Genomic DNA, 13,682 nt, shown 5'->3' with positions numbered 1-13,682 from the left:
CCGGAAGGCGGATCACAGGAAGACGGATCAGAGGAAGCCGATGGAGATCCAGGGCACCGCCGCGACGACGATCAAGCCGATGGTCAGCGCCACCAGATAGCCGATGATCGGCTTCATGCCTTCGTCGGGGTTGATCCGGCTGATGGCGCAGGCCGCGTAGTAGCCGACGCCGAAGGGCGGGGCGAACAGGCCGATGCCCATGGCCAGGATCACGATCATCGCATAGTGCACCTCGTGCACCCCCAGCTGGCGGGCGATGGGGAACAGCAGCGGTCCGAACAGCACGATGGCGGGGATGCCCTCCAGCACGCTGCCCAGGATGATGAAGGCGACGATCGACACCAGGATGAAGACCGGCACCCCGCCCGGCAGGGCCCGCATCGCCTCGGCCAGCGAGCTGGAGAAGCCGGACTGGGTCAGCGCCCAGGCCATGCCGGTGGCGGCGCCGATGATCAGCAGGATGGCCCCGGACAGCGACGCCGTCTCGACCAGCATCGGGTAGATGCGGCGCCAGTCGAACTGGCGGTAGATCAGCAGCCCGGCGACCACCGCGTAGACGATGCCGATGGTCGAGACCTCGGTCGCGGTCGCGACACCCTCGATCACCGCGGCGCGGATGATGAAGGGCAGGGCGATGGCCGGCAGAGCGATCAGGAAGGCCTTGCCGATCTCCGCCTTGCTGGCGCGGCGGACATGGGACAGGTCCTCGTGGCGGTAGCGCCACCAGACCAGCGCCGCCAGCGCCGCACCCAGAACGATGGCCGGCAGCAGGCCGCCGGTGAACAGGGCGGCGATGGACACGCCGGTGACCGAGCCGATGGTGATGAGGACCAGCGACGGCGGGATGGTCTCGGTCTGGGCGCCGGTGGCCGACAGCAGGGCGACGAGGTCGCCGGGCTTGGCGCCGCGCGCCTTCATCTCGGGGAACAGCACCGGGGCGACCGCCGCCATGTCCGCCGCCTTCGATCCGGAAATGCCCGAGACGAGGTACATGGCGCCGATCAGCACGTAGGACAGGCCGCCGCGGACATGGCCGAGCAGGCTGGCCAGGAAGCCGACCATGGCGCGGGCCATGCCGGTCATCTCGATCAGCTGGCCGAGGAAGACGAACAGCGGCACCGACAGCAGGATCAGGTGGCTCATCCCCTCGTCCATGCGGCCGACCATGACGATGGCCGGGGTCGAGGTGGCGAGCGCCAGATAACCGAAGGTCGCCAGACCGAAGGCGAAGGCGATCGGCAGGCCGAGGAACACCATCGCGCCGACGCCCACCACGAAGAAGAGCAGCAGGTTGTAGTTGCCGAGCCCGGCGAACAGCGGCGCCGCCAGCGCCATGACGCCGACCACCGCCGTGACCGCCGCCACCGCCCGCAGCACGTCGGACGGACGGCCCAGCCGCGCCAGCCGGAGCAGCGCCACCGCGATCATCAGGACGAAGCCCACCGGCAGCGCGCTCGCCCGCCAGGAGTTGGGAATGTCCAGCGCCGGGGTGGTGACCCACACCTCCTCCACCGCGAATTCATAGGCCGGCTCGGCCATCAGCAGCAGGAAGGCCAGCGCCGCGGTGATCGCCACCACGTCGAGGAACGCCTGGGTGCGGGGCTGGAGCATGCCGACGATCGCGGTCATCCGCATGTGCTCGCCCCGGCGCAGCGCCACGACCGAACCGAACATGGCGAGCCAGAGGAACAGGATGGAGGCCAGCTCGTCCGACCAGATGATCGGGCTGTGCAGGAGGTAGCGCCAGATGACGCCGACCAGCAGGACGCCGACCTCGGCGAGCACCAGCAGCGCCGCCGGCGTCTCGACCAGCAGCCCGATGCCGCGGTCCAGCCGGTCGAGCCAGCCGGTGCCGGCGCCCGATGGCCGCCCGGCGCCGTGAACGGCGGCGTCCGCCGTGTTGACGGGAGTGTTCATGGTAACCAGCCCTTCGCATGGACGATCGGTTGTGGGGAGGCGGCCGGCCCCGCAGGTCCTTCGAGGAACCGGGAGGCCGGCCGCGTCGGCGGACCGCGTCAGCCCAGCTTGCCGGTCACCTTCTCAAGCAGGTCCCAGGCGGTGGCTCCGTACTTCTCCTTCCACTCCGCGTAGAAGTTCGTCCCGGCGAGCACCTTGCGGAACGGTTCGCGGTCGATGGTGTGGAAGGTCAGCCCCTTGCCGAACAGGTCCTTCTGCAGCGATTCGGTGAGTGCGGCGATGTCGGCCCGCTGGTCGTCCGCCGAACGGTCCAGTTCGCGGGTGACGATGGCCTGGATGTCGGCGGGCAGGCGGGCGAAGGCGCGCTTGTTGCCGAGCACCCAATAGCCGTCCCAGACATGGCCGGTCAGGCTGCAGGACTTCTGCACCTCGTACAGGCGGGCGGTGGCGATGATCGCCAGCGGGTTCTCCTGCCCCTCCACCACGGTGGTCTGAAGGGCGGAGTAGAGTTCGTTGAAGTTGATCGGCGCCGGGGCGGCGTCGATCGCCTTGAACAGCGAGGTCAGGGCCGGCGCCGGCGGCACCCGCATCTTGAAGCCCTTGATATCCTCCGGCGTCTTGATGACGCGGGTGGAGGAGGTGACGTGGCGGAAGCCGTTGTCCCAGATCTTGCTGAGCGTCATGATCGGGGTCTTGGCGATCTCCGCCCGGACATGCTTGCCCAGCTCGCCGTCCATCGCCTGCCAGACCGCGTTGTAGTCCTTGAAGGCGAAGCCCATGCTGGTGATGCCGGACAGCGGGACGAAGGTGGCGAGGATCAGCGAGGAGAGATTGAAGATCTCCACGCCGCCGTTGCGCACCTGTCCCAGCAGGTCGGTGTCGCTGCCGAGCTGGTTGGCGGGGAACAGCTTGATGTCGAGCCGGCCGGAGGTCGCCTCGCGGATGCGGTCGATGGCCTCCTGCGCGCGGATGTTGACCGGGTGGGTCGGGTCCTGGCCGGTGGCGTATTTGAACTGGAACTCGGCGGCGTTGGCCGGGCGCTTCAGGATGGTCACCAGCGGCACGGCGGCGGCGGCGGCCAGAACGGCGCGGCGGCTCGGGCGGAGAAGGCCCAGGGTCGAGTGAGCGGGGGGTTGGGGCGGCTTCTTGTCCATTGTTTCCTCTCCTGTGGTCTTTTGTCGTTCAGCGTATCGGGAACGGGCGCGGCGCGGCTCTTGAGGGTGTCCTCGCTTCTGCGACAGCCGGGGGGGCGACGGGGTGTGGGGGGCGGCTTACAGCCACCCCTTGATGCTGGTTACCATGGCGTCGGTGGAAATGCCGTAGAGGTCGTGCAGGGTCGGCAGGGCGCCGGCCTTCAGGAATTCGTCGGGCAGGCCGATCTGGCGGAAGGCGCTGGGGACGACCCCGGCGCGCAGCAGCGTGCCGGCCACCGCCTCGCCCAGGCCGCCGATGACCGTGTGGTTCTCGGCAACGACGACCAGGCGACCGCTGCGCCCGGCCTCGGCCAGGATGGTCTCGGTGTCGAGCGGCTTGATGGTCGGGACGTGCAGCACGGCGACGCCGACCTTGTCGGCTTCCAGGGCCTTCGCCACCTCCAGCGCCCGCATCGTCATGATGCCGGAGGAGATGACCAGCACGTCGGCGCCGTCGCGCAGCCGCTTCGCCTTGCCGAGTTCGAACGTGTAGTCGTACTCGTCGAGCACCAGCGGGACGTTGCCGCGCAGCAGGCGCATGTAGACCGGCCCCTGATGGGCGGCCATGGCGGGCACCGCCTGCTCGATCTCAAGGGCGTCGCAGGGGTCGATCACCACCATGTTCGGCATGGCGCGCATCAGGGCCAGATCCTCCGCCGCCTGATGGCTGGGGCCGTAGCCCGAGGTCAGGCCCGGCAGGGCGCAGGCGATCTTGACGTTGCGGTTCTCCTCCGCGATCGTCTGGTGCACGAAGTCGTAGGCCCGGCGCGAGGCGAAGACCGCGTAGGTGGTGACGAAGGGCATGAAGCCCTCGTGCGCCAGACCGGACGCGGCGCCCATCAGAAGCTGCTCGGCCATGCCCATCTGATAGAAGCGGTCCGGGTTGGCCTGGGCGAAGATGTGCAGGTCGGTGTATTTCGCCAGATCGGCGGTGAGACCGACGATCTCCGGACGGGCCTTCGCCAGCTCGACCAGCGCGTGGCCGAAGGGGGCGGGCTTGGTGCGCTGCCCTTCCGCCGCGATCGAGGCGATCATGGCGGAGGTCTTCAGGCGCGGCTTGGCGGCGGCAGCAGCGGTGGTGGCGGCGGTGCTCATGCGGTCCTCCCGGCGTCCAGCGCGTCGAGGGCGAGCGTCCACTCGTGCGCGTCCACGCGGATGAAGTGATTCTTTTCGCGGGCTTCGAGGAAGGGCACGCCCTTGCCCATCTTGGTGTCGCAGACGATCATGCGGGGCTTGGGCTCCGGATGGTCGCGGGCGGCGTCGAAGGCGGCGACCACGGCGTCCATGTCGTTGCCGTCCACCCGCTGGACGAACCAGCCGAAGGCCTCCAGCTTGTCAACCAGCGGCTCGAAGGCCATCACCTGGGTGGAGGGGCCGTCGGCCTGCTGGTTGTTGACGTCGACGATGCCGATCAGGTTGTCGAGCTTGTAATGGGCCGCCGACATGATGGCCTCCCAGACCGAGCCCTCGTCCAGCTCGCCGTCGGAGAAGAGCGTGTAGACGCGGTTGTCCGACGCCTTGCGCTTCAGGCCGAGAGCGATGCCGACCGCGATGCTGAGGCCGAGGCCGAGCGAGCCGCCCGACATCTCCATGCCCGGCGTGTAGGCGGCCATGCCCGACATGGGCAGGCGGCTGTCGTCGCTGCCGTAGGTCTCCAGCTCCTCGGCCGGGACGATGCCGGCCTCGATCAGGGCGGCGTAGAGCGCGATGGCGTAATGGCCGTTGGACAGCAGGAAGCGGTCGCGGCCTTCCCAATGCGGGTCCTCCGGCCGGTAGCGCATGGCGTGGAAGTAGGACACGGCCAGCACGTCGGCGATGTCGAGGGCCTGCCCGATGTAGCCCTGGCCCTGCACCTCGCCCATCAGCACGGCGTTGCGGCGGATGCGGTAGGCGCGTTCGGTCAGGGGAACGTTGTGGCCCAGTTGGGTGGTGTCCACGGGAGTCGTCTCCAGCGTTTCGGGATCAGTGGATGAGCATGCCGCCGTTGACGTCGAGCGTGGCGCCCGTGACGTAGGACGACAGTTCCGACGCCAGGAAGAGGCAGGAGCGCGCCACGTCCTCGGCATCGCCCAGGCGGTTCAGCGGGATGCCCTTGAGGATGTCCGCGCGCAGCTCGGGCGTCAGCTTGCCGCCGGTGATGTCGGTCTGGATCAGGCCGGGGGTGACGGAGTTGACGCGGACGTTGTCCGGACCCAGTTCCCGCGCCATCGCCTTGGCGAGGCCGAGGACGCCGGCCTTGGCGGCGCTGTAGTGCGGGCCGCCGAAGATGCCGCCGCCGCGCTGCGCCGACACCGAGGAGATGCAGACGATGGAGCCGGACTTCTGGGCGCGCATGTGCGGGACGACCGCCTGGCTCATGTAGAGCGTGCCACGCAGGCTGACGTCGGTCACCGCCTCGTAGTTCTTCGGCTCGATGTCCATGAACTTCAGCGGCTGGGTGATGCCGGCGTTGTTGACCAGCACGTCGATGCGGCCGAACTCCTCGACCACGCGGGCGGCGGCGTTGACGCAGGCGGCCTTGTCGGTCACGTCGCAGGCGATGCCGCGGTGCGCCTCGCCCAGCTCGGCGGCGGCTTCGGCGGCCTGGCCGCCGTCGAGGTCCAGGATGATCGCCCGCCCGCCGTGCAGCGCGAACAGCCGCGCCGTGGCCCGGCCGATGCCGCGCTGGGACGCCGCTCCGGTGATCACGCACACCTTGTTGGACAGCAACATGCTCGCTCCCTTTGTTCGAAGCTGGCTCCGCCATGGCGGCCGTGGATGTGACGGCCGTAGGCGTGGCGGCCCTGGAAATGCCGCGGCGGAGCGTCGTTTTCGCTCGGTTTTGATGATTTTTCGGTGCGGAGGGCAGATGGTTCGGCCCTCCGATCGTTGGGACAATCCTATGGTCTTGAGATGAATTCGACAAACGAATAAGATTGCCGAATGCTGAATTGAATTCATCGATATGGTGCGATGCGGAAACGGATTTCCATCAAGGCTTTGCAAGCCTTTGAGGCCGCGGCACGGCTCGGTTCCTTCGCAACGGCGGCGCAGGATCTCGGCCTGACGCCTTCGGCGATCAGCCATCAGGTGAAGATTCTGGAGGAGCAGCTCGGCATCCGGCTGTTCCACCGGGTGCACCGGTCGGTCGCGCTGACCGACGACGGCCGGGCCTACGCCGCGGAGATCATCGCCGCCTTCGCCCGGATCGACACGGCGACCCGCAACGTCACGACGACGGGCAGCGGCACGACGATCCTGACCGTGCGCTCGATGCCCAGCTTCGCCGCGCAATGGCTGATGCCGCGGCTGGGGCGGGTGAAGGAGATCCATCCCGCCATCGACATCCGCCTGCGTGCGTCGGTCTCGCCCATCGACCTGACGACGGGGGCGGTCGACGTGGACATCCGCTACAACCCCGGACCGCCGCCGGCCGGCTGCGTGCTGGAGATGTTTCCCGACGACGTCATCGCGCCGATGTGCTCCCCGGCGCTGGCGAACGGGCTGAACCCGATCCGCAAGCCGTCGGACATCAGCCGCCACATCCTGATCCATTCGGAAATCAACCTCGTCGGCTGGCGCGACTGGGCGAACCGGCACCGCGGCGTCGAGCTGGACATGGAGCGCGGCCTGCGTTTCGACCGCTCCTTCATGGCGATCAACGCGGCGGCGAATGGCATGGGCGTGTGCCTGGACAGCCTGCTGCTCGCCCGGCAGGAGCTGCTGTCGGGCCGGCTCATCATCCCCTTCCCGACCCGCGGCCTGCGGGCGCAGGGGCATGGCTTCGTCACGCTGAAATCGACCGCCAACCTTCCGAAGATCCGGCTGTTCCGCGAATGGCTGTTCAGCGAGCTGGAGGCGGGGCGGCAGTGGGAGGAGGAGTTTCTGTCGTCGCTGAACAAAAACGCCTAAAGCGGATTGCAATCCGCTTTGGACCGCGACGGCGGTCCCGGCCGCACATGCGGCCGAAGCCCGCCGGCAAGTGAGGCGATGTGAGTCTAAAGCGAACGGAAGTTCGCTTTAGGGACGACGTTGGTGCAAAAGAGGCGGGACCGGTGGCGGGCATACGAGAGCCGCTACACCCGGCGCGGCTGGTAGCCCGACACGTGGGTGTCGTTGACCACGAAGGCCGAGCCCAGCCACGGCTCGCCGCGCTCCAGCGGCGAAGGTTTCGACGGCCGGGAGCTGTGCGGGTATGCGGGTGATGACGGCCTGAAGAGGGCGGCTCCAGGGTGCATCGGACCGGATCAGTGTCGCGGCATGATGTGAACCGGAACCAAGCGCACGTCAGCCGCAATTCTGCCCGGGAAACGGAGAGCAGCTTACAACGACTTCGGCAGACGAAAGGCGAAGCAGCAGGTGCTGGCGGCGGCGCTTTCCCGGCGGCAGCAGCTCGTAAAGAAAGGTCTCGATGGGCTTCCAAACCGAGACCCAGCCAAGAATAACAAAACTTTCCTGCAAAATACGGGTCATCGGGCGGGGCGGCAGGTTGTTGGAAATCTGCCAAGCAAGGAAAAGGCAGATCGACAGCATCACGAAGCCGATCAAGGCCGCTTGGCGCCACGTCCGGATCGCCTCGCGCATCCTTTTCGCCTCGCCAGCAGCACAGGCGGCGAAGTGTCCGGTCAACGCGGCGGCAACATCGACTGGCGGAGACCGCATCATTTCCTTGACCGGAAGATGGATGACGATGCGAACCGGTTGATTCCTGGGCTGCGCCTCCACGCGTTTGAGGAGATACTCCTCGGCACCCGCGGTCAGGCGGCCTTCACGGAACGGCGACGGATCAAGGTTGTCGAACAGTTGCGAAAGGTGGCTGAGCCTTATGTAGATAGCATCGCTCTTCTCTTCCGCCTGCATCGTCGTCCTCGCGTTCAAGACCGACCATCCCTGGACGGCCGGATCGCCGACAGCGGAACCGGAACCGGCCTGCGCACCGTCTCTCGGCTGCCGAACCACGCCACGTAGAGCGTCGGTAGGAAAACGAGCGTCAGCAGCGACGCGACGAGGAGGCCGCCCATGATCGCGAAGGCCATCGCACCCCAGAACACGGTAAAGGCAATGGGGATGAGCCCGAGCACGGTGGAGGCGGCGGTCAGAATGATCGGGCGGAACCGGGAGGCGCAGGCGTCGACCACGGCGTCCGTGATGCCGCGTCCGGCGGCCCGCTCCGCCTCGATCTGCTCGATCAGGATCACCGCATTCTTCGCGATCATGCCGACGAGCGCGAGGACCCCCAATATGGCGACGAAGCCGAGCGGCTGCCCGGACGCCAGCAACGCCAGCACGACGCCGATCAGGCCGAGCGGCACCACGCTCAGCACCATCGCCAGACGCTGAAAGCTGCGAAGCTGGACCATCAGCACGGTCAGCACCAGGAGCAGCATCAACGGGATGACGGCGAAGACCGACGCGCGGCTTTTGGCGCTTTCCTCCGCGATTCCACCGACCTCGATGCGGTACTCCGGCGGCAGGGTGGCCGACAGGTCGGCGATGCGGGGCGCCAGGGCGTCGATGGCGGACTCCGGCAGGGTGCCGGGCGCCACGTCCGCCTGCAGCGTCAGGGTCGGCTGCCGCCCGCGCCGCCAGACGAGCGGAAGATCCTGGGCGTAGCCGAAGGACGCCAGCTGGTTCAGCGGAACGCTCCGCCCGTTCGGCAGGGACACCGGCAGGCTGCGCAGCGTTTCCACCGACAGGGTCTGCCCGCGGGCGTCCCGTGCCAGAACGTCGATCAGATAGATCCCGTCGCGGATCGGCGTGACGGCGCTTCCCGAGATGGCGGCGTTCAGCATGGTGGCGACGGCGGACGAACTCAAGCCTAGGCGCCGCGCTTCGTCCTGGTCGATCCGCACCCGCAATTTGCGGGCGGTTTCCATCCAGTCGAAGTTGATCCGTCGCGTCTCGGGAAAGGTCGCGACGATCTGCGCGAGTTTCAGCGCGATTTCACGCACCTCGCTCGGGTCCGGCCCGACGACGCGGTACTGCAGCGGCCACCCCACGGGCGGCCCGAGTTCCAGCGGGTACACGCGCGCGACGGCGTCCGGGAACTCCTCGGCCAGCAGGGTCTCCAGGCGGGATTGCAGCCGTTCGCGCGCCGCGATGTCCGTGGTCACCACCACCGTCTGGCCGATGAAGGGGTTGGCGAGCTGGACGTTCAGCGGCAGGTAGAAGCGGATCGCGCCGCGTCCGGCATAGCTGCTCCAGCGCGCAACACCCGGCTCCTTGGCCAGCAGCGCGTCGAACCGCTCGACCGCCTCGCGCGTGGCGTGGATCGAGGCGTTTTGCGGCAGGCGAAGATCGACCAGAAGCTCGACCCGGTCCGACGGCGGAAAGAACTGCCGTGGAACGAGACCCAGCGCCAGGATCGCGGCGACGAACAGGCCGAGCGTCGTCGCGATGGTCACTCCCCGGAACCGGATCGCCGCGCCCAGGACACGACGGTACAGCCGCAGCACGACTCCGGGTTCCCCGCCTTGCCCCGGCTTCGGCGGCCGCAGCAGCAGCATGCCCAGGACGGGTGCGAAGACGGTCGCGACGAGCCACGACGCGATCAGGGCGATGCCCACAACGGCGAAGATGGAGAAGGTGTATTCACCGGCGGAACTCTGCGCGAATCCAATGGGCACGAAACCGGCGATGGTCACCAGCGTGCCGGACAGCATCGCAAGGGCCAGGGCCTTGTAGGGATACACGGCGGCGATCTCCATTCGGTCGCCGGCCGCGAGCCGCCGGGTCATCGCGTCGATGGTGGTCATGGCGTCGTCCACCAGCAGGGCGAGCGCGATGATCAGCGCGCCCAGCGAGATGCGCTGGAGGTCGATGCCGAGGAGATCCATCGCGGCGAAGACGATGGCCAGCGTCAAGGGAATGGTGATCGCGACGATGGCGCCGGCGCGCAGACCGAGCGCGACGAAGCTGACGATCAGCACGATGACGACGGCCTGCCACAGCGACGTGATGAAGTCGGAGATCGCCTCGTCCACCGTGCGCGCCTGATCGGCCACCAGATGCGCCTCGATCCCCACCGGCAGGCCGGCGCCGATGCGCGCCATCGCCGCCGAGACGTTCCGGCCGAGGGCAAGGATGTCGCCGCCCGGACGCATCGCGATGGCGAGCCCGATGGCCGGTTCGCCGTTCACCCGGAACAGCGGCTGGGGCGGATCGGCCAGATCGCGGCGTACCTCGGCCAGATCGCGCAGGCGCAGCATGCGCCCGCCGGCCACGAAATTGACGTCGAGGATGTCCTGCTCCGACGCGAAGGCGCCCGAGACCTGCAGGGACAGAGCCTCCTTGCCGGTGCGCAGCACGCCGGCCGGGCGCACCGCGTTCTGCGCCTGCAGCGCGGCGATCAGGGCGCCGGGTTCGACCCCCAGTCCCGCCAGCGTCTCCAGCGAGAAATCCACGTGGACGCGTTCGTCCTGCTCGCCCAGAAGCTCGATCTTCGAGACGTCCGGGACGAGCAGCAGGCGCGAACGGACGTCTTCGACGGCGTCGCGCAGTTCGCGGTGCGTGAATCCGTCGGCGGTGAAGCCGTAGATGATGCCGAAGGTGTCGCCGAAGTCGTCGTTGAAGCCGGGGCCGACGACGCCCTGCGGAAGGGTGTGCCGCATGTCGCCGACCCTCTTGCGCACCTCGTACCAGGTGTCGCTCACCGCGCGGCCCTGGGTGCTGCCGACCAGATCGACGAAGATCACGGTCGTTCCGGGAACCGTGTAGCTGCGCAGCGTGTCGAGGTTCGGCACCTCCTGCAGCGTCCGTTCGATCCGCTCGGTCACCTGCTTGAGCGTTTCGTCCAGGGTGGCGCCCGGCCACTGGGCCTGCACCACCATGGTGCGGATGGTGAAGGCCGGATCCTCCGCCCGGCCGAGCTTCAGGAACGCCATGGTTCCGGCCAGGACGACTCCGATCATCAGGAAGAGGACCAGGGACCGGTTCCGGATCGCCCAGGCGGAAAGATTGAAGCCGCTCATGGTCCGGCCCCGAGCATGCGGACCTTCTGTCCCGGCCGCAACGCCTGCACCCCCGCGGTGACCACGACCTCGTCGGCTTCGAGGCCGCGCGCGACGATGACCCGGGCGAGGTCGTAGCGTTCGAGGTCGATGTTCCGCAACGCGACGGTGCCCGTCGCCTGATCGACGACCCAGACCGCCGGCTGCCGGTTCGCCTGCGTCAGGGCCGTTGCGGGGATCTCGAAACCGCCCACGCCGCCGACCTGGATCGACCCGTTGACCGTCGAGCCGAGGCGCATCGTGTCGGGCGGGTCCTGAAGGCCGACCCGGACCGTGAAGGTGCGGGTCACCGGGTCGGCCTGCGGCGCCACCTCGCGCACACGGCCCGTGGCCTGAACGGCGGGGTCGGAGGTCAGCGCGACCGTGACGACGGGGTTGGCGGGCGCGGTGCGGATCACCGATGCCGGCACGTCGAAAACGGCGTCGCGCCCGTCCCGGCGGGCGAGATGCACGATCATGCGGCCCGCCGCCACCACCTCGCCCGGTTCGGCGCCGCGGGCGATGACCATGCCGGGGCCGTCGGCCAGCAACTCCGTGTAGCCCAGACGGTCCTGCGCGGTGTCGAACTGCGCCTGCGCCGCATCGACCTGCGCCGCGGCGGCCTTCAGGGCCTGCGCCGCCGCGTCGTAGCGCGCGCGGGTGGTCCAGCCCTGGCCCAGAAGGGTTTCCTGCCGTTCGTAATCGTTGCGCGCCAGCGTCTGCTGCCCCATGGCGGCGCTCAGGTTCGCTTGCGCCGTTCTCAGGGCGTTGCGGGCGGGTTCGGGGTCCAGACGCGCGATCACCTGTCCCGCTTCGACCGGATCGCCGACATTCACCAAGCGTTCGATCATCCGCCCGTCGATGCGGAACGAGAGGCTGACCTCGTCCTGCGCCTGGATCTGGCCGGACAACGACAGGGTCTCGCTGCCCTCGTGCTTTGCGACCGTCACCACCCGCACGGGGCGGATCGGCTCGGCGGCCGGTTCCTCGTCGGAACCGCATGCCGCGAGCAGGATCGACGGCGCCATGGCGAGCAGCGCCCATCGGCGGCGTGCGCGTTCGGTTCGATTGTGGTTCACGGGGGCCCCCATTTTTGCGGCGTCCGGCGATCCCGATGCGAAGCTCGCCCTAGAGTCCGAGGCGTTTGAACAGGCTGGCCAGAACGATCAGGACGACCAGCGCGAGCATTGGAATGGCGGTGGCGACGACGAAGACGTCGCCGTAGGAGTCACGGTGATTGAGCCTGCAGACGGTGAGCAGCGTGATGACGGCGCCGTTGTGCGGCAGCGCGTCGAGCGCCCCCGAAGCGACCGCCGTCACCCGATGCATCACGTCGAGCGAGAAGCCGGACGCCTGCGCCATGTCCACGAAGGTCGGGCCAAGCGTGTCGAGGGCGATGCTCATGCCGCCGGACGCCGAGCCGGTGATCGCGGAAAGAACCGTCACGGACGCCGCGACCGACACCAGGGGGTTGCCCCCGCCGATGGCCAGGATGGCTTGGCTGATCGCCTCGAAGACCGGCAGGGCGGCGACCACCGCGCCGAATCCGACAAGGCTCGCCGTGCTGAAGATCGGCAGGACCGAAGCGTCGGCACCCTTGTCCAGGGTCGTGCGCAGATCATCCAGGCGCTTCCAGTTGCCGGCGATGAGCAGAAGGATGGCGAGGAACAGCGCCACGATGACCGCCCAGACACCACGCACGGCCTCGATGGTCGTGGCTCCGAACCGTGGGTCGGCGAGGAAGGCGGTGTCCATCCGGGGCGCGATGACCTGGATGAACAGGAAATTGCTGGCGATGACCACGACGACGGGCAGCACCGCCAGCGCCGCGGAAGGCAGGGTTTCCGCGTCGGTGCGCTTTCGCGGGGTGGGTTCGGCGGAGAGTTCGGCGATGTCGAATCCCTCGCACTGCGCGCGTTCGCGCGTCGCGCGGTCCAGCACCGGAGCGCCGTCGACATGGTCGCCGTACCCCTCGCCGGAGGCCCTTGCGGCGGCGGCACGGCGCTCCAGCCACAGGACACCCAGAACGAACATCACGAGGCCGCTGACGATCCCGAGGCCCGGCGCGGCGAAGGCCGTGGTGCCCAGAAAGGGCATCGGGATCGCGTTCTGGATCGCCGGCGTTCCGGGCAGGGCCGACATGGTGAAGGTGAAGGCGCCCAGCGCCAGGGTGCCCGGTATCAGCCGTTTCGGGATGTCGGCGTCGCGGAACAGCGCGGCGGCCACCGGGTGGATCGCGAAGGCGACGACGAAGGCCGACACGCCGCCATAGGTCAGGACGGCGCAGCACAGCACCACCGATAGGACCGCGCGCTCCGGCCCCAGCCGGGCGCTGACCAGCCGGGCAAGGGACCGCGCCGACCCGGTGTCGTCCATCAGCTTGCCGAAGATCGCCCCGAGCATGAACAGGGGAAAGAAGGAGACGATGAAGGAGCCGGTGTTGGTCATGAAGATCTGGGTGTAGGCGCCGAGGATCGGCAGGCCGCCGGTCAGCAGAGCCGCGAGCAGCGCGGCCGCCGGAGCCGCGATCAGCAGGGTCACGCCTCGGTAGGCCAGGACGATGAGCAGCGCGAGCGCGGCGAGGACGGAGACGAGATCGATCATG

The 13,682-nt window shown here is 68.5% G+C and carries 11 protein-coding genes; 1 reads left to right on the top strand and 10 read right to left on the bottom strand.

Features of this window, described 5'->3' with window-relative positions:
- Positions 1-27 precede the first annotated feature (27 nt).
- The 5 genes from D3869_RS29335 to D3869_RS29315 all read right to left on the bottom strand — a co-directional run bounded on the left by D3869_RS29335 (position 28) and on the right by D3869_RS29315 (position 5,822).
- Positions 28-1,917 (bottom strand): TRAP transporter large permease subunit, encoded by a 1,890-nt coding sequence (locus D3869_RS29335; protein ID WP_137143187.1) that lies wholly within the window; start codon positions 1,915-1,917, stop codon positions 28-30.
- Positions 1,918-2,015: 98 nt separating this feature from the next.
- On the bottom strand, positions 2,016-3,071 hold the full coding sequence (locus D3869_RS29330) for a TRAP transporter substrate-binding protein (protein WP_137143186.1): 1,056 nt from the start codon (positions 3,069-3,071) through the stop codon (positions 2,016-2,018).
- Positions 3,072-3,188: 117 nt separating this feature from the next.
- Entirely contained in the window at positions 3,189-4,205 is a 1,017-nt protein-coding gene (locus D3869_RS29325; RefSeq protein WP_137143185.1) for a transketolase family protein, read from the bottom strand.
- Positions 4,202-5,047, bottom strand: a complete 846-nt coding sequence (locus D3869_RS29320; protein ID WP_094303912.1) for a transketolase — start codon at positions 5,045-5,047, stop codon at positions 4,202-4,204. The genes D3869_RS29325 and D3869_RS29320 overlap by 4 nt, the downstream gene beginning before the upstream one ends.
- 25 nt (positions 5,048-5,072) lie before the next feature.
- Positions 5,073-5,822 (bottom strand): SDR family NAD(P)-dependent oxidoreductase, encoded by a 750-nt coding sequence (locus tag D3869_RS29315; protein WP_014198868.1) that lies wholly within the window; start codon positions 5,820-5,822, stop codon positions 5,073-5,075.
- 240 nt (positions 5,823-6,062) lie between these two features.
- On the opposite strand from D3869_RS29315, the gene D3869_RS29310 reads away from it, so the two are divergent.
- Entirely contained in the window at positions 6,063-7,001 is a 939-nt protein-coding gene (locus tag D3869_RS29310) for a LysR substrate-binding domain-containing protein (RefSeq protein WP_137143184.1), read from the top strand.
- 164 nt (positions 7,002-7,165) lie between these two features.
- On the opposite strand, the gene D3869_RS33325 is transcribed toward D3869_RS29310, so the two are convergent.
- The 5 genes from D3869_RS33325 to D3869_RS29290 are packed head-to-tail and all read right to left on the bottom strand — an operon-like array spanning position 7,166 to position 13,681.
- Positions 7,166-7,327, bottom strand: a complete 162-nt coding sequence (locus D3869_RS33325; protein ID WP_175426663.1) for a hypothetical protein — start codon at positions 7,325-7,327, stop codon at positions 7,166-7,168.
- Positions 7,328-7,376: 49 nt separating this feature from the next.
- Complete coding sequence (locus D3869_RS29305; protein WP_247896097.1) at positions 7,377-7,949, bottom strand: hypothetical protein; 573 nt, start codon at positions 7,947-7,949, stop codon at positions 7,377-7,379.
- A 14-nt stretch (positions 7,950-7,963) separates the two neighbouring features.
- On the bottom strand, positions 7,964-11,059 hold the full coding sequence (locus D3869_RS29300; protein ID WP_137143182.1) for an efflux RND transporter permease subunit: 3,096 nt from the start codon (positions 11,057-11,059) through the stop codon (positions 7,964-7,966).
- Entirely contained in the window at positions 11,056-12,156 is a 1,101-nt protein-coding gene (locus tag D3869_RS29295) for an efflux RND transporter periplasmic adaptor subunit (protein WP_247896096.1), read from the bottom strand. Before D3869_RS29295 ends, D3869_RS29300 begins: the two co-directional genes overlap by 4 nt.
- Positions 12,157-12,205: 49 nt before the next feature.
- Positions 12,206-13,681: a GntP family permease gene (locus D3869_RS29290; RefSeq protein WP_137143180.1), complete on the bottom strand. Its 1,476-nt coding sequence runs from the start codon at positions 13,679-13,681 to the stop codon at positions 12,206-12,208.
- Position 13,682 lies beyond the last annotated feature (1 nt).

The organism is Azospirillum brasilense (assembly GCF_005222205.1).
In the GTDB taxonomy this organism is placed as follows: domain Bacteria; phylum Pseudomonadota; class Alphaproteobacteria; order Azospirillales; family Azospirillaceae; genus Azospirillum; species Azospirillum brasilense_G.
The sequence above is the reverse complement of the archived record's forward strand: the minus strand, read 5'-3'. Positions and strand labels throughout refer to the sequence as shown.